The organism is Mycolicibacterium aurum (genome assembly GCF_900637195.1).
Lineage (GTDB): Bacteria > Actinomycetota > Actinomycetes > Mycobacteriales > Mycobacteriaceae > Mycobacterium > Mycobacterium aurum.
In genome coordinates this window covers 5,599,767-5,619,918 of record NZ_LR134356.1, presented here as the reverse complement: position 1 = coordinate 5,619,918, position 20,152 = coordinate 5,599,767, and the positions used below count along the sequence as shown (strand labels likewise).

Sequence of the window (20,152 nt, the reverse complement as noted above, 5' to 3'; positions counted from 1 at the left end):
CGATCGGTGGACGGCGTGTCCACCGGCAGTCGCGCCGATCGCCCGATGTGCCCACGGCGCCGATCCCACGAGGATCGACGCATGGCAACTGCTCTCGCCGACCGCAGCTCGGCGCAGGACGTACGGAAGATCGCGCTGGCCAGCTATGCCGGCTCGGCGATCGAGTTCTACGACTTCTTCATCTATGGGACTGCCGCCGCGCTGGTGTTCCCGACGGTCTTCTTTCCCGAGCTCGGCCATGTGATGGCCACTACCGCGTCATTGGGCGCGTTCGCGGCGGCATTCCTGGCCAGGCCCATCGGCGCGGCGGTGTTCGGTCACTACGGTGACCGGATCGGCCGCAAGCAGACGCTCGTCGTCACGCTGCTGCTCATGGGGGTGGCCACCGTCGGGGTGGGGCTGATCCCCAGCACGGCCAGCATCGGAATCGCCGCGCCACTGCTGCTGATCACGCTGCGGCTGGTGCAGGGCTTCGCGGTCGGCGGCGAGTGGGCCGGCGCGGTCCTGATGACCGCCGAACATGCGCCGCCGGGCCGCCGCGGCTTCTACGGCATGTTCACCCAGCTCGGGTTGGGCTCGGCGCTGGTGCTGTCCAACCTCGTGTTCCTTGTCGTGTACCTCGCGTTCGGCACCACCGGTTCGGCCTTCCTGCAGTGGGGTTGGCGGATCCCCTTCCTGCTCAGTGCGGTGCTGATCGGGATCGCCCTGATCGTGCGGACCCGACTGGAGGAATCGCCGGTGTTCACCGAATCGGTGACGCAGTCGGTGCATCCCGGCACACCGCTGACCACGCTGATGCGTCGGCAGGGCCGCCAGGTGCTGCTGGCCGGCGGCGCCGCGATCTGCGCCCCGATGCTGGTGTTCCAGGCCGGGACGTTCTTCACCCACTATGCCGCCGAGCACATGGACTACTCGACCAACCTGGTGCTGCTGGTCAACGTCATCGGCGGGCTGTGCGCCATCGGGTTCGCCGCGATCTCGGCGATCCTGTCCGACAGCCACGGCCGGCGCCGCGTCACCGCGTTCGGGTTCGCACTGGCCGTGCCGTGGGCCTTCGCGGTCTTCCCGCTGGTCGAGTCGCGACATGAATCGGTGTTCGTCACCGCGATCGTCGTGACCTACGCGCTGATCGGCCTGTGTATCGGTCCACTGGCGGCGTTCCTGCCGGAGATCTTCGCCGCGCAGTACCGCTATACCGGCGCGGCGCTGTCGCACACCATGGGCTGCATCATCGGTGGTGCGGTACCGCCGGTGATCTCGCCGATCCTGATGGCGTCGTACGGAGGTGGGGCCATCGCCGCGATGATGGGCGGGCTGGCGCTGATCAGCTTCCTCTGTGTCCTCGCGCTGCCGGAGACGGTCGGACTCCGCGGGTCTACTCGCCGGTGAAGCTGGGCGGCCGCTTCTCGAACATCGCCGTGATGCCCTCGGAGAGGTCTTTCGACGGCAGGAACGCGGAGTTCCATGCCGCCACGTACCGCAGGCTCGCCGCCACTTGGGCGGTGCGCTGCTCGTCGAGCACATCCTTGACGCCCTGGACCGTCAGCGGCGGGTTCGCGGCGATCTCGGCGGCAGTGGCATGCGCCGCCGCCAGAGACGCCTCGGCGTCGTCGTAGACGTCGTTGACCAGGCCAATCTTCTCGGCGCGTGCGGCATCGATGTCCTTGCCGGTCAGCGCCAGTTCGCGCAGGTGCCCGTCGGACAGGATCAGCGGCAACCGGGCCAGGGAACCGACGTCGGCGACGATCGCCAGCTTGACCTCGCGCACCGAGAACTTCGCGTCGGCGCTGGCGTAGCGGATGTCGACCGCGGAGATCAGGTCGACACCGCCGCCGATGCACCATCCGTGCACGGAGGCGATGGTCGGGGTGCGGCAATCGGCCACCGCGGTGATCGACTGCTGCATCGTCTTGAGGCGGGCGTGGAAGTCGGCCCGCGGTCTGGCCGACGAGCCGTCGGCCATCATCGGGCCCAGCGTGTCACCCATCGCGGCCAGGTCGAGGCCGTAGCTGAAGTTCTTGCCGGAGCCGGTCAGCACGATGGCGCGGATGTCGGGGTCGGCGTCGAGTTCGCCGAAGGCCACCGGCAGTTCGGCCCAGAACGCGGGGCCCATGGCGTTGCCCTTGCCTGGTCCGAGCAGCGTCACCCGCGCGACATGGTCCGCGACGTCGACGGCGAGCGATTCGAATGCACTACCCATGGAGCAAGAGGCTAGCCCTCGGTGAGATCACGGTGGCGAGCCGCCCATCAGGACTTCGCTGACCGTCGCGTCGGGCAGGAACTGGCACGCCGCGTCGGCGAGGATCTGCCCGATGAACTCGCCGTCGGGCCCGAGCGGGTTGCCCTCCTGGGCCAGGACCTCGCGCACGACCGCCACCCGGGTGGCCTCGTCGAGGTCGCTGTACTCGCCGCACGTCATCTCCACCGCGTTCGCGGGTGCGGGCACCTCGGGGACGTCGGTGTTGCGGGTGGGCAGCGGCAGGTTCGGAATCTGGATGTCGGGCAGACCGGGCAGGCCCGGGATTCCCCCCGGCCCGTCGGTGCTGGGATCGTCCGACGAGATCGGCGGGCCCGGTTCGGTGGTTTGTGCCACCACGCCCTCGGTCGTGCGCCCGCACGCCGTGGTCGCGCCGAGCACGGCCGCCAGACCGACCATCGTCGCGGCTGTGAACCGTACGCGCGTCCTCATCCTGGCCACGATATGCGGCTAGACCCGTTCCAGGTAGAAGTACAGGTGACGGGGGGTGCCCGAGGTGGTGTCCAGCGCACCTTTGCCGTTCATGATGCCGATCACGGCGTCGTCGTCAACGACCTTGAAGTGGTCGTGCACCGGCTTGCCGTCGTACACCATCGAGGCGACCGCCTCGCCGCGGAACTCCTCCACCCACAGGCTGGCCTCGCCGTTCATCGCCTCGGTGTTGGAGAACTTGTTGCCGTCGGCATCGAGGCAGACCAGGGGTTTGGCATCGGAGGCCGAGTGGAACGTCTTGCCAAACCAGTTGAGCCGCTTCATGAAGCCGTTGGCCTTGTGGCCGGTGTCGAACTCGCCGCCCTTCCACTCGCCGATCATGAAGTCGATGGTGGCGGGGGCCAGCGTCGCCCAGAACGCGTCGAGCTCGGCGTCGGAAAGCCGGTCGGTCCGGGCGGTGAGCTCGGAGAACGTCTGGCGGGCGGTTCGTACTGACGTCATCGTTGCGTCTCCTGTTCGGTGATCCAGCGTCGGGCGAAGTCGAGGAAGGCGTCGTTCTCCTCGGGTGCGGAGACGGTCACGCGGACCCCGTCCTCACCGTAGGGGCGGACGATGATGCGGCTGTTGGCGGCATCGGCGGCGAACTGCTGGGCCCGGCCGACCAGCGGCAGCCAGACGAAGTTGGCCTGCGAGGGCGGCAGGTCGTAGCCGGCGTCGCGCAGCGCCGCGCTGACCCGGCGACGTTCGGCGACGACGGCGTCGGTGCGCTCCAGCAGCTCGTCGGCAGCGTCCAGGCACGCGACCGCGGCGGCCTGCGACACGCTGGTCGCGGTGAACGGGACGTAGACCTTGCTCAGCGCGGTGATGATCTCCGGATCGGCCACGGCGTAGCCGATGCGGAGGCCGGCCAGCCCGTACGCCTTCGAAAAAGTACGCAGCACAACGACATTGCTGTGGGCGCGGACCAGGCCGAAGCTGTCGGGTACCAGGTCGTCGCGGATGTACTCGATGTAGGCCTCGTCGAGCACCACCATGATGTGCGGCGGCACCGCCTCGACGAACCGGGCCAGTGCGTCGGGGTCGACGACGGTGCTGGTCGGATTGTTCGGGTTGCACACGAAGATCAGCCGGGTGCGCTCGGTGATCGCGGCCAGCATCGCGTCCAGGTCGAAGGTGTGGTCGCTCAGCGGTACCTGCACCGGTGTCGCGCCGGCGGTGCGGACCTGCAGCGGGTAGATCTCGAAACTGCGCCAGCCGTACAGCACTTCGTCGCCCACGGTCGAGGTGATCTGAATGAGCTGCTGGCAGAGGCTGACCGAGCCGCACCCGACCGAGATGTTCTCCGGGGCGAAGTTGACGTGCTTGGCCAACTGCTCCTTGAGCTCCACGTAGCCGTTGTCCGGGTAGCGGTTGATGCCGTCGGTCGCCTTTTCGATCGCGGCCCGCACGCTGGGCAGCGGTCCGTGCACGGTCTCGTTGCTGGCGATCTTGATGGCGCCGGGCACCGTCTTGCCCGGCGTGTAGGCGGGCAGATCGGCGAGTTCGGGGCGTAGACGGGCGGACACCCGAACAGTTTAGGGCCCGGGTGGATCTGCTTTGCTTCCCGTGGTGGGGCCTGTGTAGTCTCATCCAGCGGCGGTAAACGTCGGGAGGCGTGCCAGAGCGGCCGAATGGGACTCACTGCTAATGAGTTGTCCGCCTTAAAGCGGACCGGAGGTTCAAATCCTCTCGCCTCCGCCATATAACTGAATAGCTCCACACAAGCGCCCGTAGCTCAACGGATAGAGCATCTGACTACGGATCAGAAGGTTAGGGGTTCGAATCCCTTCGGGCGCACTCTCGTATCGACGGCCGCAATGTCGACTTTCGGCCCTATTCCGCAGTGCCGGCGGTCACATTGACTGCGTACGTGGCCACCGTCGAAACATCGACCCTGGAGCCGGTGAGGCCTTTTCCGCCTCGTCTGGGCCCCAAGGGCAATCTGATCTACAAGCTGATCACGACCACCGATCACAAGCTGATCGGCGTCATGTACTGCGTCGCCTGCTTCGTCTTCTTCATGGTGGGCGGCCTGATGGCGCTGTTCATCCGCACCGAGTTGACGTTGCCGGGGCTGCAGTTCCTGTCCAACGAGCAGTACAACCAGCTGTTCACCATGCACGGCACGGCGATGCTGCTGTTCTACGCCACCCCCATCGTGTTCGGCTTCGCCAACCTGGTGCTGCCGCTGCAGATCGGTGCGCCGGACGTGGCATTCCCGCGGCTCAACGCGCTGTCGTTCTGGCTGTTCCTGTTCGGCGCGCTGATCGCGCTCGGCGGCTTCATCACCCCCGGCGGCGCCGCGGACTTCGGCTGGACGGCCTACTCGCCGCTGACCGACGCCATCCACTCACCCGGGGTCGGTGGTGATCTGTGGATCTTCGGTCTCGGCGTGGGCGGTCTGGGCACCATCCTGGGCGCGGTGAACATGGTGACCACGGTGGTCTGCATGCGCGCCCCGGGAATGACGATGTTCCGGATGCCGATCTTCACCTGGAACATCCTGGTGACCTCGATCCTGGTGCTGGTCATCTTCCCGATCCTCACGGCGGCGCTGTTCGGGCTGGCCGCCGACCGACATCTGGGCGCGCACGTCTACGACCCGGCCAACGGCGGTGTGATGCTGTGGCAGCACCTGTTCTGGTACTTCGGTCACCCCGAGGTGTACGTGATCGCGCTGCCGTTCTTCGGCATCGTCAGTGAGATCTTCCCGGTGTTCAGCCGCAAGCCGATCTTCGGCTACACCACGCTGATCTACGCGACGCTGGGCATCGCCGCGCTGTCGGTCGCGGTGTGGGCGCACCACATGTATGCGACAGGGGCGGTGCTGCTCCCGTTCTTCAGCTTCATGACGTTCCTGATCGCCGTCCCGACGGGCATCAAGTTCTTCAACTGGATCGGCACGATGTGGAAGGGCCAGTTGACGTTCGAGACACCCATGCTGTTCTCGGTCGGGTTCATCGCGACGTTCCTGCTCGGTGGCCTGTCCGGTGTGCTGCTGGCCAGCCCGCCGCTGGACTTCCACGTCACCGACAGCTACTTCGTCATCGCGCACTTCCACTACGTGCTGTTCGGCACCATCGTGTTCGCCACCTACGCGGGCATCTACTTCTGGTTCCCGAAGATGACGGGCCGCCTCCTCGACGAGCGGTTGGGCAAGCTGCACTTCTGGCTGACGTTCATCGGCTTCCACACCACCTTCCTGGTGCAGCACTGGCTGGGCAACGCCGGAATGCCCCGGCGCTACGCGGATTATCTCCCGACCGACGGGTTCACCACGCTCAACGTCATCTCCACGATCGGGGCGTTCATCCTCGGAGCGTCGATGTTGCCGTTCGTGTGGAACGTGTTCAAGAGCTGGCGCTACGGCGAGGTCGTGACCGTTGACGATCCGTGGGGGTACGGCAACTCACTGGAGTGGGCCACCAGCTGCCCGCCGCCTCGGCACAACTTCACCGAGCTGCCCCGGATCCGTTCGGAGCGTCCGGCGTTCGAGCTGCACTACCCGCACATGGTCGACCGGATACGGGCCGAGGCGCACGTGGGGCGTGCCCACGGTCCCGAGGACGGGGACGTGACGCGACTCGACTCGGAGAACGTGCGCAGCTGACGTGCTGGGTGCGGTTATGTTCGACCGCATGGCCGGCAACCTCACCCCCTGGGAACCGCCTCTGGCGGGCACCGAAGCCGAGCACCTCCTCGGGGCGCTCGACCGCCTGCGGACCACGTTTCTGTGGAAGGCCGATGCCCTCGATGCCGCGGGCCTGTCCATCCGGATCGGACCGTCGGCGCTCACCCTCGGCGGGCTGCTCAAGCACCTGGCCTTCGCTGAGGACGTCATGTTCACGGACAAGCTCGCCGGTGAGCCCGTCGGCGAGCCGTGGGTGACGCTGCACGACGGTACCGACGACTGGGAGTTCACCTCGGCCGCAGCAGACAGCCCCGACCAGCTTTACGCCTACTGGTATGACGCCGTCGCACGATCCCGTGCGCGCGTCTCGGCGGCGCTGGAGCGCGGCGGGCTCGATCAGCTTGCCGCCGTTCACGACGAGGAGGGCAACCACGCCAGCCTGCGCCGGCTGCTGTGCGATCTGATCGAGGAGTACGGCAGGCACACCGGCCACGCTGACCTGCTCCGGGAGGCCGTCGACGGCCGCGTGGGCGAAGATCCGCCGCCGGGGTGGACGCCGGTCTCACCGGGTAAGCCGGAGCTATGACCGGAATTCGAAACGTGCGCCTACTGCTGATCGCCGATACGCACGTGCCGAAGCGGGCCAAAGACCTTCCCGCACAGGTGTGGGAGGAGGTGGACGGTGCGGACGTCGTGATCCACGCCGGCGACTGGGTCGAACCGGACCTGCTCGACGCACTCGAGGAACGGTCGAAGCGACTGGTTGCCTGCTGGGGCAACAACGACGGCCCCGAACTGCGCGCGCGACTGCCCGAACGGGCCGACGTCGTATTGGGCGGGCTGCGCTTCACCGTCGTGCACGAGACGGGCGGCGCGGCCGGCCGCGACGAGCGGATGGCGAAGCTCTACCCCGACACCGATGTACTGGTGTTCGGCCACAGTCACATCCCGTGGGATGCGACGTCGAAAAGTGGCCTGCGGCTGCTGAATCCGGGATCACCGACCGACCGTCGCCGCCAGCCGCACTGCACCTACATGACCGCGACGGCGGACGACGGCGTTCTCGTCGACGTCGAACTGCACAAGCTCGGGCGGCGTGATGCGTGACCGTCCCGCCACCGTCGACGACGTCCACACGATCGCCTCGTCGATGCCGCACGTGACGCGACTGGTGGGCCCCAAGGCGGGCAATTCGATCTACCAGGTGGGCAACAAATCTTTCGTGTTCTTCCGCACGCCGCGTCCCGATGCGTTCGACCCCGACACCGGAGAGCGGTACGCCGACGTCATCGTCATCTGGGTGGACTCCGAGGACGACAAACGCGCACTCACCCAGGATCCGAACTCGCCGTTTTTCACCACCGACCACTTCACCGGCCATCCGTCGGTTCTGGTGCGCGCCAGTCGACTTGGGGAAATCGGTGTCATCGAACTGCGCGAGCTCATCCAGGACGCCTGGCTGTCACGCGCCTCCACACGGCGGGCCGATCGGTGGCTCGCCGAACACAGGACCTAGCCTGCGTCGGTAGCGCAGATGATGCCGAACGAGTGACGTTCACGTGCCGGGTGCGGGCCGCGCCGGGGGTGCGGCCCGACAAGAGGTGCGAGGCACCCCCTGCGCGCGCCGATAAAATTCTCCGGTGATGTCCGACGTTACGACGATGACGGCCTCCGCCCAGGCGAGCCTCGGCGCCAAAGACTACGGGGCGGCGGCGTCGGCGGCATGGTCCGTGTTGACCGTCGAGCCGTCCCATGAGCATGCGATGCGGCTGTATGCGCTCGCGTTGCACGGGCAGGGGCGTCTCGCTGACGCACTGTCGATGGCGTGGCGTCTGGTCAGCGAGCACCCGCGGTCGCCGCTCGCGCTGTACACGTATGCCAGCCTGCTGCACGAGTCGCGGCAGGATCAGCAGGCGTTGGCGGCCGTCGACGACGCGCTGCGGCTGGAGCCCACCAACCCGGACGCTCTGGTCTTGCGCGGTGACATCGTCCGCACGGTATGGGGTGCGAAAGCCGCTGAACAGCAGTATCTTGAGGCGCTGCGAGTTGCGCCCGATCACGCAGTAGCACACCACAATCTCGCGGTGAGCCGCCTGAGGTGGGGGACGCTCACCCAGGCGGTGCGGGGGTTACTGACGGCCGATCGCGCGAATCCGGCGTTGCGCCCGTTGGTGATTGACAATGTCGGGCTGGCGCTGGTACGGGTGCTGCGGATGGCGACGGCGTCGGTGGTGTTCCTGGCGGTGGCGTTGATCGTGGTGATGGCCGCGCACGACGATGGAATGCCGACGGTGCTGCCGAGGATCGCCGCCGGTGTGCTGGGGTTGGCGCTGGTGGTGCCGCTGGTGTGGGCGGTGCGGTCCGTGCCCGGCGCGGTGCTCAGCACTGTTGTGCGGCAACGCTTTCTGCTGGGTCTGCGACTGGCGTTCGTGGCGCTGGCAGTATTGCTGGGCGTGGTGACGGCGGCGGTGGGCGCGAACCCGGTGTCGGACGTCGCAGGGACGCTGCTGTTGTTCGGGGTGTTCGGCTTGACGGTGCTGGGGTTTGTGACGGGCTCGTAGCTGACGTCACACCGCGAACAAGGGACGACCCTTGGGGTCCTCGTAGGACGCGATGATGTCGGCCACCGAAGCTGACACGAGGTGAGAGTGTCACGAGTTCGGGTACGCCGGTTGAGCCGACTCTGGCGACTGCGATGACGTGATGTGCATGATCGGTCAGCGTGCAAAAGCCATCACCATTTTTGTTATTCACTCTCGTGCGGGCGGATCGAATTCACCGCCTCGCTTGCCGATGCGAAATGAATACGGAAGAGCTCACGCAGCCAAGCCATCAACTCGTTGTCGTTTGCACTCGCAGCAGGAGTGACCAGGTTGTCCCTCGCTCGGGAGAGGAGATGCATGAACTGCCACGTGCCGGTGCGGTCCGACAGACCGAAGGTGTTAGCCGCGTCCGGCGGTGCCAGCATGAAGTCGATTCCGCCGTCTCGTGCTGACCAACACACTTGGACTTTGCAATCCTGCCGACGATAGATAATGGCCCACGCAGGTCGATCGCCGTGAGACCAGGGGTCTCGGATTTCGTCGAGTTCAAGACCTCGGGCAAACATGTCTGAACCGAGAAAGTCCGCCAGTTCTTCAGCCTTCATCGCCCTCCGTATGCACACGTATCCACGTATTGTCACGCTGCACGTAGCCGAACGCCCACGCATTTTCCTTCAGAGAATTGATCTCCATGACGGAGAACGAGAGTCGCCGAACGGTTGCGAGTTGCTCGCCACTATGAAATCCCGGCGGCAGGACGTACTCGATGCGCGAAACTCGGGTTTCCATGTGTCGAATGAGAAACCGCTCGTTTACCTCCCGGCCGAGTTGCCCTTCTCGGCTTTCATACAACCCGGGCCGCAATGCCCCATGCCGCTTCTCCGGTGTCGTAGTACATGCCGCCATAGCGAAGGGCCGCGTGTCGACTGGCGGTACCAAACCTCTCAGGTCAGTCCAGCTAGTGCGCGTAGCGGACGGAACTGCAGTGCGCTGCAAGAATTTTGGATCATTGTTGTTGATTCGAGTTTCAATCTCTGGCTGCGGTGACGATGGCTCCTGCCAACAGCTGGCTGTATGCAAGTCGCCCCAACAGTTGGAAGCAAGCGTCGGATTCAGTCGCCAATCGAACCAAGCCCTCCTTGTTTCCGCGTTCGTACCAATACACTTCCCACATTCCATCGGGACTGGGTTCGACGCACCACGAATATTCGGCCCTGCCACCTAGCGCTAGAACCTGCTTTGATATGCCGATCTTTTCTAGAGTTCGCCCGAGCTCATTCACGTTCAAAGTGGATCTCCCTCAGATAGCCGGCGTTGAGCAAGTCAACGATCGCATGCGGAAAATAGTACTGAATGCCTCCTCCTGACTGGGCCATCGCCGGCGCAATGGGGCCTTGCCAGATAGGTATTGGCCGGACTACCTCGTAGCGGTGGTAACCGGCGTCGAGGCTCAGCGGTGGTAGGCCGCGGCGTGCGAAGTCGGTGTCGACCGGGGAGCCGAACCTTCCGAAGCCTGGGCCGAATCGGTCGAACGTATCGCCCGGTTCGAGGACGACTGCTTCACGCGACTCGGGAGTGAGGAATCCCTGGGGATGATCTTGGGGGTCCGGCCAGACAAGCACAGGATTCCCGTGCATATCGGTTTCCCCGGTAGGCCAGTATTCGCGATTCCAATCCTCAGCGGACTGGCCGCCGTGGGGGTCGTACGAGTCGGGTATCAACCGTTGCACCTCTGGGTCTGAGCTTGGTAGGCCGGGGGACAATGCGTCGCTGATGCGAGTCGGACTGTTCGCCGCGTCGTCGATCAACCCCGCGTCTAACAGATCGGCCTGTGGATGTGCCAGGTGGTCAGTGGCGACCGATGTTCCATCAGGGTGGTAATGGTCCGGAGCACCCGGATGGTTCTCTGGATGCGTTGCGGGGTGGTACTGATCAGTGTCGCTCTCCGAGTCCCCATTGATGTGTTGGTGGTCATTTGGGCCACGCGTTGCGGAGCTATCGGTGTCGTTCGAGTGTTGTGAAGGCCCCTGCTCCAACAGCGACGGATTGTCGTCCGATGAGGGGGAATCACCGGCTGAGCGTGACGCATCTTGTTCGCTGACTCCCGACATGGACGAGTACTGCGAATGATCGTCCTCTCCCGGCGCACTGCCGCCAGGTGTGACTGGCGGATCTGCGGGCCCGTGCGCCGGCGTCGCCGCCGGACCCGGCGAGGCGCCTCGTCCCGCGTCGAGCGGCGCGCGTGGCCCGGCATCGCCCTCCGCGCCGGCACCTGACGGCCGAGCGGCCGGCGCTGACGGCTCACCAGGACGCGGGCCCCCTCCCGACGGGCCGTTGCCCGACGGCCCGTTGCCCGACGGTGAGCCACCGGACGGCGCCGACCCGCTCGGTGCCGCACCCGTCCCCGGTGCACCGGGGCCTGCGCCGCCGGGAATTCCCTCGGGCCGCAGGGGCGGCACACCGCCGCCGGGATGGAACTCCGGAACATGCGGTGGCTCAATGGCATTGGGCGCCCCGCGGGTCCAGCTACCCAGCTCGCCGAGCTTGGGCAGCCGTCCCTCGTCGAGCACGTGCCTGCTGAGGTTCAAGCCCTTGGCGACGCTGCCCGTCTTCGACAGCGCACCGCCGGGCACGAACAGCGAGCCGATGTTGAACGCCGCCTCGCCCGCGGCTCGGCCGGGTTGATCGCCGGACCATTTGTCCCAGGCGACGAACTCCTTGCCCATGGTGGCCAGCACCCCGGGCAGCGTCGACGGGTCCTTGGCCACCGACAGTGCCATCTCGGCCATGCCCTTCCAGGTATCGGGGTCGGCCATCGCCACGACCCCGGACACGGTGCCGATCAACCCGGTCACCGCGCCCACCTGAATGTCGGTGTACAACGTCACCGCGTCGGCAAGTCGGTTGCCCACACCCTCGCCGAAGTTCTGCACCAGGATCGGGCGGATCCACTTCTGGAAGGCGGTCGCCGCGTCTGCGATCACGCCGGTGAGTTCGTCGAGCAAGCCGACGATGCCCTTGACCTGCTGCTGGAAGTTGTCCAGCACCGCGCTGACGTCGTGGGCGACTTCGCGCAGGATGTCGTCGGCCTCACCGGTGAAGACTCCCTTGACGGTGTCCCACAGGCCGTCGATCGACAGCCGGTCGAGTATCCGCCGGATCGCGTCCTGGGTCGCCTGCACGCCCGAGGCGAAGTCCGTAATCGACTGTGCGACAGAGTTGGACACCTCGGCCAGCGACGAGATCGCGGTGCCCAGGCTTTCCAGCGCGGTCGTCATCGCCGCGCCCTCGGGGATCTGCTGGGCGCCGACGACGCTGTTGATCCCGCTCATCTGCGGCTCGATCAGCGCGAACCCGGTGGCAAAGTTGCGCCACTGCGCCGCGGTCACGCCCATGATCGCGGCGTTGCCCGACGGCCAGGTCATCGCAGCCCCGGAGAAGAAGCCGATCCCCGGCAGCACCTGCAGGAACGGTTGGATGAGATACCACTTGTCCGGCGGCGGGACGGTGACGCCGTTGGGGCCGGCGGGCACGTGCGCGGGCAAGGTTTTGCCGGGCTCGGCACCGAGGCCGCCCGAGGGGCCCGGACCGCCGATCGTCGCGGCGGCATCGGCGTTGCGGTAGTTGTAGCCGGTGGCCTGCAACAGCATTCCCACCGACGCGAAGGCGTTGGCCGCGTCGGCGACCGCTGAGGTGAACTCGCCGGCCTGGCGGCCGTACTTCAGGCCGAAGTTCATCCCCGCCGGATCCATGCCGGAGGAGATGCCGCCGCCGAGCGCCGCGCCCAGCGCATCCGACAGCCGAGCCAACTGTGCGCCGATTGCACCGGTCTGCTGACCCGCGGCGATCAGCGCCTCCGGGTCAACCTCGATCCGCACTGTGTGATCCCCCGATGGTCATGCCTGCCACATCTGACCGTTCTTGGCGACGGCGTCGGTGTAGTTCTTGTGCGCGGTGTCGGCGACCTTCTGCAGGGCGGTGAGCGCTTCCTTCATCTGCTCGGCGCCGGTCTCCCACTGCTTCTGGGCCTGCGTCTGCGCATCCGACGCGGCGCCCTCCCACGAGCCACGCAGCGTCGTCATCGCGTACGAGATGTCGTCGAGGCATTCGGTGACCTCGCGACCGAACTCCTCCATGTGCGTGATCGCGGCGCGCAGCGCATCGAAGTCGACCACCAGGCCGCTCATGGCTCATCCTTGTGCTTCGCATCGCGATCGACTTCGGACTGCGGTTCGGGGTTCGGCACCACCCCGCCATGAGTGTCCCCGCCGGCTGCGGCCCCCTCGACCATCGACGACGCCTGCTCGACGAATCCACCGGCCAGCTGGGCGCCTTGCTGCAGGACGCCGCCCAGCTGCTGCGGAGCCGATTGCGCGGACTCCGCGACCGATCCCAGCCGTTCGAGGTCCATCATCTGGGCCAACCCCGTGAGCGACTCGGGGGTCGGCGTAGCCGCACCACCCGAGGCCGAAACCGCCGGCGACGCCGCCAAACCCGGGTTCCCGCCACCGCCGCCGGTCTGCATCGTCGCGTTGAGCGCGTCGCCGGACTGCTGGTCGGTCTTGGCGTACTCCTTGCCCGCGAGGTTCAGCAGGTCCGCCATGGTCTGCAGGCCTCGCACGACCTGGCCGGCTCCGGTGTGCCACTGGTCCCACGCGGGCAGGTACGCCGACGCCGCGTCACCTTTCCAACCCGAACCGAGCAGCTGCCGAGTCTCCAGGTCCACGCTGGACAGCCCGTCCTGCAGCCGCTGTCCGGCGTCGCGCAGCCGCTCGGCTCCCGCGTGCAATTCCGACACCACGACCTCGACCGAACCGTCCACGGCAAGCAGCCTATGGGCCGTCCGGAGGGGGTCCGTGCGCCAATTTCGCCCCGCCGCGAGGGTCTGGGGTGGGCACGTGTACGCCCGGCGGTCGCGCGCGTCGAAGCGCCGCGCACAGCAGTGGCTCAGCCGGGGCGAGTGACCTTGTCGTGCTCGGCGCCGCACACGAACAGTGCGAGCCGGGCCGGAACGTCACCCGGGTTGCGCCAGCGGTGCCGGGTGCCGTTCTGCACGACGGTGTCACCCGGGCGCAGCGTCACCTCCGCACCGTCGTCGAGCTCGAGGATCACGGTGCCCTCCAGCACCACCTCGAAATCGATGGTGTCGGTGGTGTGCATGCCGGGGTCGTCGAGCTCCATATAGCCGAGCAGGCCGGGCAGCTTCTCCTCGCCGTCGGCGATCGCCTGTTCTGTGCTGAGGTCGTCCGTCCTGGCCGTTGCGGTGCCGGGCGGCAACGTGAACATCGAGAAACGGAAACCACCGACCGGCGGAAAGTAGGTGTGCCAGTTGGGCATCGACCCGTCGTCGGGAAAGTGCGGTGTCTCGTCGCCGCCCCACAGCATGGTGAACTCGGAACCGGGCAGCAGCACCGGCTTGCGGGGCGCGACAACCTCGTCGCTGACGAAAACGGACTTGCCGGACTCATCGTGTCCGGTGACGACTCGGCGGGTATCCATTACGTCAGTCAAGCACCGCGGAGTGCCGCTTCGTGGCAATCTCTGCAGACATGGACAGCAAGACGCCCACGGAAACCATCGAAGCTGCTCACCGCGCGCATCTGACCACCCTCCCGTTCTCCGACACCCGGGATTTCGCCGACGCCGACCGCGGATTCATCGCCGCGCAGCAGCCGTGCGTCATCAAGGCTGCGGACGGGCGGGTGGTCTGGGACAACGACGTCTACGCGTTCCTCACCGGCGATGCGCCGACTTCGGTTCACCCCAGCCTGTGGCGGCAGTCGACGCTGGCTGCCAAGCAGGGGTTGTACGAGGTGGTCGAGGGCATCTACCAGGTGCGCGGATTCGACCTGTCGAACATCACCTTTGTCGAGGGTGACACCGGTGTCATCGTCATCGATCCGCTGGTGTCCACCGAGGTGGCCGCCGCCGCCCTCGCGCTCTACCGCGAGCATCGGGGAGACAGGACGGTGAGCGCGGTTATTTATACCCACAGCCACGTCGACCACTTCGGGGGTGTGCTGGGCGTGACGTCGCAGGCCGACGTCGACGCGGGCAAGGTCGCGGTGCTGGCACCGGAGGGGTTCACTGCGCACGCTGTGCAGGAGAACGTCTACGCCGGGACGGCGATGACCCGGCGCGCCGCCTACATGTACGGCACGACGCTGGAGCGCGGACCGCAGGGTCAGGTGGGCTGCGGGCTGGGCCAGACCCCGTCCACCGGCGAGGTCGCGATCATCGTGCCGACCATCGACATCCGAGAGACGGGCGAGACACACACGATCGACGGAGTGGAGATCGAGTTCCAGATGGCGCCGGGCACCGAGGCGCCGGCGGAGATGCATTTCTACTTCCCTCGCTTCCGGGCGTTGTGCATGGCCGAGAACGCGACCCACAACCTGCACAACCTCCTGACGCTGCGGGGTGCGCTGGTGCGCGACCCGCACGGCTGGGCGGGGTACCTGACCGAGGCCATCGACACGTTCTCCGACCGGGCCGACGTGGTGTTCGCCTCGCATCACTGGCCCACCTGGGGCAAGGAGAGGATCATCGAATTCCTCTCTCTACAAAGGGATTTGTACGCATACCTGCACGACCAGACCCTGCGCCAGCTGAACCAGGGGTTCACCGGAATCGAGATCGCCGAGACCTTCGCCATGCCCCCGGCGCTGGATCAGGCGTGGCATGCGCGCGGCTACTACGGGTCGGTGAGCCACAACGTCAAGGCGGTCTACCAGCGCTACATGGGCTGGTTCGACGGCAATCCGGCGCGGCTGTGGCCCCACCCGCCCGAGGCGATCGGTCCGCGTTACGTCGCAGCGATGGGAGGCATCGACCGCGTCGTCGAGCTGGCGCAGAGTGCCTTCGACGAGGGTGACTTCCGCTGGGCAGTAACCCTTCTCGACCACGCCATTTTCACCGACGAGAACCACGCCGGGGCGCGCACGCTCTACGCCGACACACTAGAGCAGCTGGCCTACGGTGCCGAGACCGCGACGTGGCGGAACTTCTTCCTCGGTGGCGCCACCGAATTGCGGGAGGGCAACTTCGGCACACCGGTGCAGGCGAACTCCACGTCCATGGTGGGTCAACTGTCCCCGGAGCAGATGTTCGACGTGCTGGCGATCAGCGTGAACGGACCCCGTGCATGGGATCTCGACCTCGTCATCGACGTCACGTTCCTCGACACGGCTGCCAACTATCGGCTGACGCTGCGCAACGGAGTGCTCGTCTACCGCAAGGTGGCTGCCGAAGAGTCGACCGCGCACGCGACCATCAGATTGGCCACCAAGCTGCGGCTGCTCAGCCTGGCGGCGGGGGACAACTCGTCGCCGGGGCTGGAGATCGCTGGTGACGCGACAGTTCTGACGTCCCTGGTGTCGGTACTGGACAAGCCGGATCCGAACTTCAACATCGTCACCCCGTAGCGGTTCGCGCGGTCCGAAGTTTGTCGGACCCTTGTGGTGTGATGGTGTTATGTCTTTGGCGGCAACATCTTTGGGACCTAAGGAGCGTCTTGAGGTGTTGTTCGAGGAGTTGTCGGAGTTGGCGGGTCAGCGTAATGCGATCGATGGGCGCATCGTCGATATCGTGGCCGAGCTCGATGGTGAGCGGTTGTGGGGGATGACGGGGGCGAAGTCGATCGCCTCGCTGGTGGCGTGGAAGCTGGGGGTTTCCCCGCGTAACGCCGAGGCCATCGTCGCGGTGGCTGATCGGGCCGAGCAGTTCCCGCGCTGTACCACCGGGTTGCGGCAGGGCTGGTTGTCGCTGGATCAGGTGGGGGTGATCGCTGAGCGCGCCGGTGACGGCTCCGATGACCATTATGTGGGGTTGGCGCGGTATGCGACGGTCACCCAGCTGCGCACCGCGGTCGCCCAGGAACTCCCTCCCGAACCCGACCCCACCCCCGACGAGGACGACGAGGACGAGGACGACGGCGGCGAGGTTCGTCCGCAGCCCGGTCCGGAGGCCGGGCAGTCGATCACGAAGATCAGCGAGGCGGGGTTCACGACCTGGCGGATCCGGCTGGCGAATCCCGAGGCTGCCGCGTTCGACGCGGCCTTATCCGCCCACCGTGATGCGTTGATCGCCGAGTGGAAAGACGACTACCGGATCGAAGGCCGCGACGGGGCGCAGGTGCCGCCGTTTCCGAGCACGATGGAGGCGTTCACCCGGCTGGTCGAGTCCAGTTGGGATGCCGAAGCCACCCGCAGACCGCACGGCCAGCACACCACCGTCGTCGTGCACGTCGATGTGGACACCAAGGTGGGGGCGCTGCATCTGGGTCCGGTGCTCACCGACGAGCAGCGCCGCTACCTGAGCTGCGATGCCACCTGCGAGGTGTGGTTCCAACGCCACGGGCAGGTCATCGGGGCCGGGCGGGCCACCCGCACCATCAACCGGCGGCTACGGCGGGCGTTGGAGCACCGCGACCGCTGTTGTGTGGTCCCCGGCTGCGGCGCCACCCGCGGCCTGCACGCCCACCACCTGATCCACTGGGAAGACGGCGGCGTGACCGAACTCGACAACCTCGTGCTCGTCTGCCCGTTTCATCATCGGGCGCATCACCGCGGGGTCATCACCCTCACCGGCCCGGCGCATACCCTCGTCGTTGCCGACGCCCGAGGTCGTCCACTCAGCGGGGCCTCACTGGCCCGGCCACCCACCACCGCCCCACCTCACGTTCCGCCGTACCGCGGACCGACCGGCGAACGCGCCCAATGGAAGTGGTACCACCCCTACCGCAGACCACCACCGACGACCAACTAGCCGAGGTAGTCACACCCCGCCGTCGGCCCGCAGGATCGAGCCGGTGGTGAAGCTCGACGCGTCGGACATCAGAAACAGTGCGGCGCCGACGATCTCGCGAGGTTCACCCGCCCGTTGTAGCGGCAGGTGGCGGAACGGGTTGCTGTCCTGGTCCAGGTTCCAGGCCTTGCTGATGTCGGTGAGGTAGGGGCCGGCCATCAGAGTGTTCACCCGAACCGTCGGCCCGAACGCCGTAGCCAACCCCTCGGTCAACGTGTTCAGCCCGGCCTTCGCCGCGGCGTAGGGCAGCATATCGGGAGCCGGCCGGATCGAGCCGCTGGAGCTGACGTTGATGATCGACCCGCCGCCGTCGGCTCTCATGCGTTCTCCGATCAGCACCGACAATCGAAACGGCCCTTTGAGATTGAGGTTCACAACAGAGTCGAACAGCTTCTCCGTGACGGTACTCAGCGAGTCGTACAGCGGTGACATCCCGGCGTTGTTGACCAGCACGTCCACCCGGCCGAACCTGTCGTAGACCGCATCGGCCAGCCCGTCGAGCTCGTCCCAGCGGCCCACGTGTACCTGATAGGGAAACGTCGCCCGCCCTGTCGCCGCGGCGATCTCGTCCGCGGTGGCCACGCAGGCGTCGTACTTACGGCTCGCGATCACGACGTCGGCGCCGCAGCGTGCCGCGGCGAAGGCCATCTCGCGGCCCAGCCCCCGGCTGCCGCCGGTGACCAGCACCACCCGGTCGGTCAGATCGAAAAGCTGATCCGCATAACCCTTTTCGTCCGTCACGATGCCGCCTCCCGGACCACGCGATGCACGAAGTCGAGTTTGGCCACGACGGGACCGGGAATCGCGAAGGGGTACAGCGGGTTCTTACCCATCGCGGTGTTCACCCGGTTGAAGAACAGCGAGATCCATTGCCAGTCATCCAGGAGGCGCCGCACCGGAACGTCGGCATAGGACGTCAGCGGCTCGACATCGCCCGGCGCGGCGAATCGCACCCTGTCGCCGTGCAGAATCATGCCCGCCTCACGGCTGGTGTCGATGGTGTCGGTGATGTGCAGATAGTGCGCGAAGCATTCCGCGAAGTCCTCCCAGGGGTGCATCGTCGCGTACTCGGAGATGAAGGCGCGATCCCAATCCGCCGGAGGCCCGAATGTGTAGTGCCGGTCGATGGCGTCGGAGTAACCGGCGCGTTCGTCGCCGAACAGCGTGCGGCACTCGGCCAGATGACGATCGGCGCCGGCCCCGGTCTCGACGAGCACGTTCTGGTAGTAGTGGCCGACCTCGTGCCGAAAATGCCCGAGCATCGTGCGGTACGGCTCACCGAGACGTACACGCAGCGATTCCCGATAGGCGTCCAGGGATTCGACGAGGTCGATCGTGATCACCCCGTTCGCATGGCCGATCGTCACCCGGTTGCCCTCGCTGTAGCTGGACAGCAGATCGAAGGCCAGACCGTTGTCGCGACGCCACCACGGGTCGATCGGCAGGCCCAGGTCCACCAACTGGAACACCAGTCGGCGCAGCGCCGCTGCCGTCGGAACCAGCTTCTCGCGAGCCACCGTGTCGGAAGCATCGGGTTCGCGTCGGATCAACGAATCCGGCAGACACCGGCCTCGCTGATAAGCCTCCCCGGACTCCGGCACCAGCCAGTTGCATGCGACGGTGGCGTGCTGGGTGCAGCGGACCCAGCGCTGATCGTCCACGCGCGCCACACCGGTACCGCCGAGCGCCACCATCGACAGCGACGGCAGGTGAAGTCCGACAGCCGACCCGCAGGTTCCGCACTCGTCTGCCTCGAACGGCGTGAACGAGTTGCACGTGGGACAGGCGAAGGCACGCACGAGCCATATGGTGTCACGGTGCAACTGCTTCTGGTCCGACATGCGCTACCCCTGCGGAGCGAGCCCGGGCAAGGGTCCGACCCCAGCCTGTCCCCCGAGGGGATCGAACAAGCCAAACGTCTGCCCGACGCACTGGCCCGCTTCCCGATCACCCGCCTGGTGAGCAGCCCGCAGGTGCGCGCGATCGAGACCGGACAGCCGGTCGCCGATGCGCTGGGGTTGACCATCGAGGTCGACGAGCGCCTGGCCGAGTACGACCGCGACCTGCCGCACTACATCCCGATCGAGCAGATCGCCAAGGAGAATCCCGAGGAGCTGCAGCGGCTCATCAACGGCCAACTGCCCAGCAGCGTGGACGAGACCGCGTTTCTGGGCCGCATCCGCGCCGGAGTCGAGGACCTCGTCGCGGCCGCGGATCCGGAGGACACCGTGGCGGTGTTCAGCCACGGCGGTGTCATCAACGTGCTGCTCCACCAGATCCTGGGCACCGAGCGGCTGCTGTCGTTCCACGTCGACTACGCGTCGGTGACCAGGCTGCTGTCGTCGCGCACCGGGCGGCTCGCGGTCGCGGCCGTCAACGGCACGGAACACGTGTGGGACTTACTGCCGCGAAATCACCGGTGGTGAAGGTGGTAGGAAAGTC

At 66.7% G+C, this 20,152-nt stretch carries 21 protein-coding genes and 2 tRNA genes; 11 read left to right on the top strand and 12 right to left on the bottom strand.

What is annotated here, in order from left to right; all coding sequences use genetic code 11:
* Positions 1-81: 81 nt before the first annotated feature.
* The gene (locus EL337_RS26705; protein ID WP_048630659.1) at positions 82-1,389 is read left to right on the top strand and encodes an MFS transporter; all 1,308 of its coding nucleotides are present in this window, start codon (positions 82-84) and stop codon (positions 1,387-1,389) included.
* Here the strand turns inward: EL337_RS26705 and EL337_RS26700 are convergent.
* From EL337_RS26700 to hisC, 4 genes are read right to left on the bottom strand one after another with little or no spacing between them, the layout of a single operon-like run.
* Complete coding sequence (locus EL337_RS26700) at positions 1,376-2,200, bottom strand: crotonase/enoyl-CoA hydratase family protein (protein WP_048630658.1); 825 nt, start codon at positions 2,198-2,200, stop codon at positions 1,376-1,378. The genes EL337_RS26705 and EL337_RS26700 overlap by 14 nt on opposite strands.
* Before the next feature lie 27 nt (positions 2,201-2,227).
* The gene (locus EL337_RS26695) at positions 2,228-2,689 is read right to left on the bottom strand and encodes a hypothetical protein (RefSeq protein ID WP_048630657.1); all 462 of its coding nucleotides are present in this window, start codon (positions 2,687-2,689) and stop codon (positions 2,228-2,230) included.
* A gap of 18 nt (positions 2,690-2,707) precedes the next feature.
* A complete protein-coding gene (locus EL337_RS26690) occupies positions 2,708-3,190 on the bottom strand; it encodes a DUF4334 domain-containing protein (RefSeq protein WP_048630656.1) in 483 nt (160 codons plus the stop codon).
* The gene (hisC, locus tag EL337_RS26685) at positions 3,187-4,254 is read right to left on the bottom strand and encodes a histidinol-phosphate transaminase (protein ID WP_048630655.1); all 1,068 of its coding nucleotides are present in this window, start codon (positions 4,252-4,254) and stop codon (positions 3,187-3,189) included. Before hisC ends, EL337_RS26690 begins: the two co-directional genes overlap by 4 nt.
* Positions 4,255-4,337: 83 nt before the next feature.
* On the opposite strand from hisC, the gene EL337_RS26680 reads away from it, so the two are divergent.
* The 7 genes from EL337_RS26680 to EL337_RS26650 all read left to right on the top strand — a co-directional run bounded on the left by EL337_RS26680 (position 4,338) and on the right by EL337_RS26650 (position 8,920).
* Positions 4,338-4,429, top strand: a tRNA-Ser gene (locus EL337_RS26680).
* 23 nt (positions 4,430-4,452) lie between these two features.
* Positions 4,453-4,525, top strand: a tRNA-Arg gene (locus tag EL337_RS26675).
* Positions 4,526-4,598: 73 nt separating this feature from the next.
* Positions 4,599-6,338 carry an aa3-type cytochrome oxidase subunit I gene (gene ctaD / locus EL337_RS26670; protein WP_126316704.1) on the top strand — a complete coding sequence of 580 codons (1,740 nt, stop codon included), beginning with the start codon at positions 4,599-4,601 and terminating at the stop codon, positions 6,336-6,338.
* Between the two features lie 28 nt (positions 6,339-6,366).
* Complete coding sequence (locus EL337_RS26665; RefSeq protein WP_048632124.1) at positions 6,367-6,945, top strand: mycothiol transferase; 579 nt, start codon at positions 6,367-6,369, stop codon at positions 6,943-6,945.
* A gap of 14 nt (positions 6,946-6,959) precedes the next feature.
* Positions 6,960-7,466 (top strand): metallophosphoesterase family protein, encoded by a 507-nt coding sequence (locus tag EL337_RS26660; RefSeq protein ID WP_048631892.1) that lies wholly within the window; start codon positions 6,960-6,962, stop codon positions 7,464-7,466.
* The gene (locus tag EL337_RS26655) at positions 7,459-7,875 is read left to right on the top strand and encodes an MmcQ/YjbR family DNA-binding protein (protein WP_048631891.1); all 417 of its coding nucleotides are present in this window, start codon (positions 7,459-7,461) and stop codon (positions 7,873-7,875) included. The genes EL337_RS26660 and EL337_RS26655 overlap by 8 nt, the downstream gene beginning before the upstream one ends.
* A gap of 124 nt (positions 7,876-7,999) precedes the next feature.
* Positions 8,000-8,920 (top strand): tetratricopeptide repeat protein, encoded by a 921-nt coding sequence (locus EL337_RS26650; RefSeq protein ID WP_126316702.1) that lies wholly within the window; start codon positions 8,000-8,002, stop codon positions 8,918-8,920.
* Positions 8,921-9,105: 185 nt separating this feature from the next.
* Here EL337_RS26650 and EL337_RS26645 read toward each other — a convergent pair whose 3' ends face one another.
* The 6 genes from EL337_RS26645 to EL337_RS26620 form a co-directional block, all read right to left on the bottom strand.
* On the bottom strand, positions 9,106-9,507 hold the full coding sequence (locus EL337_RS26645) for a hypothetical protein (RefSeq protein WP_232786771.1): 402 nt from the start codon (positions 9,505-9,507) through the stop codon (positions 9,106-9,108).
* A complete protein-coding gene (locus tag EL337_RS28840) occupies positions 9,497-9,691 on the bottom strand; it encodes a hypothetical protein (protein ID WP_083443042.1) in 195 nt (64 codons plus the stop codon). Before EL337_RS28840 ends, EL337_RS26645 begins: the two co-directional genes overlap by 11 nt.
* A gap of 485 nt (positions 9,692-10,176) precedes the next feature.
* Positions 10,177-12,780 carry a glycohydrolase toxin TNT-related protein gene (locus EL337_RS26635; protein WP_126316700.1) on the bottom strand — a complete coding sequence of 868 codons (2,604 nt, stop codon included), beginning with the start codon at positions 12,778-12,780 and terminating at the stop codon, positions 10,177-10,179.
* An 18-nt stretch (positions 12,781-12,798) separates the two neighbouring features.
* Positions 12,799-13,089 carry a WXG100 family type VII secretion target gene (locus tag EL337_RS26630; RefSeq protein ID WP_083443312.1) on the bottom strand — a complete coding sequence of 97 codons (291 nt, stop codon included), beginning with the start codon at positions 13,087-13,089 and terminating at the stop codon, positions 12,799-12,801.
* The gene (locus EL337_RS26625; RefSeq protein ID WP_053086880.1) at positions 13,086-13,724 is read right to left on the bottom strand and encodes a WXG100 family type VII secretion target; all 639 of its coding nucleotides are present in this window, start codon (positions 13,722-13,724) and stop codon (positions 13,086-13,088) included. The genes EL337_RS26630 and EL337_RS26625 overlap by 4 nt, the downstream gene beginning before the upstream one ends.
* A gap of 125 nt (positions 13,725-13,849) precedes the next feature.
* A complete protein-coding gene (locus EL337_RS26620; RefSeq protein ID WP_048635548.1) occupies positions 13,850-14,401 on the bottom strand; it encodes a cupin domain-containing protein in 552 nt (183 codons plus the stop codon).
* A 50-nt stretch (positions 14,402-14,451) separates the two neighbouring features.
* Between EL337_RS26620 and EL337_RS26615 the strand changes: the two genes are divergently transcribed.
* Both EL337_RS26615 and EL337_RS26610 read left to right on the top strand, forming a co-directional pair.
* Positions 14,452-16,329 (top strand): alkyl/aryl-sulfatase, encoded by a 1,878-nt coding sequence (locus EL337_RS26615; protein ID WP_048635547.1) that lies wholly within the window; start codon positions 14,452-14,454, stop codon positions 16,327-16,329.
* 49 nt (positions 16,330-16,378) lie between these two features.
* Entirely contained in the window at positions 16,379-17,671 is a 1,293-nt protein-coding gene (locus tag EL337_RS26610) for an HNH endonuclease signature motif containing protein (RefSeq protein WP_126316698.1), read from the top strand.
* 9 nt (positions 17,672-17,680) lie between these two features.
* Here the strand turns inward: EL337_RS26610 and EL337_RS26605 are convergent, their stop codons facing one another.
* Together EL337_RS26605 and EL337_RS26600 are read right to left on the bottom strand one after the other, a co-directional pair.
* Entirely contained in the window at positions 17,681-18,451 is a 771-nt protein-coding gene (locus tag EL337_RS26605) for an SDR family NAD(P)-dependent oxidoreductase (protein ID WP_048635115.1), read from the bottom strand.
* The gene (locus EL337_RS26600) at positions 18,448-19,509 is read right to left on the bottom strand and encodes a zinc-binding metallopeptidase family protein (RefSeq protein ID WP_048635181.1); all 1,062 of its coding nucleotides are present in this window, start codon (positions 19,507-19,509) and stop codon (positions 18,448-18,450) included. Before EL337_RS26600 ends, EL337_RS26605 begins: the two co-directional genes overlap by 4 nt.
* 18 nt (positions 19,510-19,527) lie before the next feature.
* Here EL337_RS26600 and EL337_RS26595 point away from each other — a divergent pair, with 18 nt between their 5' ends.
* Positions 19,528-20,136 (top strand): histidine phosphatase family protein, encoded by a 609-nt coding sequence (locus tag EL337_RS26595; protein ID WP_048635116.1) that lies wholly within the window; start codon positions 19,528-19,530, stop codon positions 20,134-20,136.
* Positions 20,137-20,152: the final 16 nt, after the last annotated feature.

Excerpts from the sequence above, each read along its gene's own strand:
- EL337_RS26705 (WP_048630659.1), top strand. The coding sequence starts at position 82 with ATGGCAACTGCTCTCGCCGACCGCAGCTCGGCGCAGGACGTACGGAAG.
- EL337_RS26690 (WP_048630656.1), bottom strand. The coding sequence starts at position 3,190 with ATGACGTCAGTACGAACCGCCCGCCAGACGTTCTCCGAGCTCACCGCC.
- EL337_RS26610 (WP_126316698.1), top strand. The coding sequence starts at position 16,379 with ATGTCTTTGGCGGCAACATCTTTGGGACCTAAGGAGCGTCTTGAGGTG.
- EL337_RS28840 (WP_083443042.1), bottom strand. The coding sequence starts at position 9,691 with ATGGAAACCCGAGTTTCGCGCATCGAGTACGTCCTGCCGCCGGGATTT.
- EL337_RS26620 (WP_048635548.1), bottom strand. The coding sequence starts at position 14,401 with ATGGATACCCGCCGAGTCGTCACCGGACACGATGAGTCCGGCAAGTCC.
- EL337_RS26695 (WP_048630657.1), bottom strand. The coding sequence starts at position 2,689 with ATGAGGACGCGCGTACGGTTCACAGCCGCGACGATGGTCGGTCTGGCG.
- EL337_RS26615 (WP_048635547.1), top strand. The coding sequence starts at position 14,452 with ATGGACAGCAAGACGCCCACGGAAACCATCGAAGCTGCTCACCGCGCG.
- EL337_RS26665 (WP_048632124.1), top strand. The coding sequence starts at position 6,367 with ATGGCCGGCAACCTCACCCCCTGGGAACCGCCTCTGGCGGGCACCGAA.
- EL337_RS26630 (WP_083443312.1), bottom strand. The coding sequence starts at position 13,089 with ATGAGCGGCCTGGTGGTCGACTTCGATGCGCTGCGCGCCGCGATCACG.
- EL337_RS26655 (WP_048631891.1), top strand. The coding sequence starts at position 7,459 with ATGCGTGACCGTCCCGCCACCGTCGACGACGTCCACACGATCGCCTCG.
- EL337_RS26700 (WP_048630658.1), bottom strand. The coding sequence starts at position 2,200 with ATGGGTAGTGCATTCGAATCGCTCGCCGTCGACGTCGCGGACCATGTC.
- EL337_RS26645 (WP_232786771.1), bottom strand. The coding sequence starts at position 9,507 with ATGAAGGCTGAAGAACTGGCGGACTTTCTCGGTTCAGACATGTTTGCC.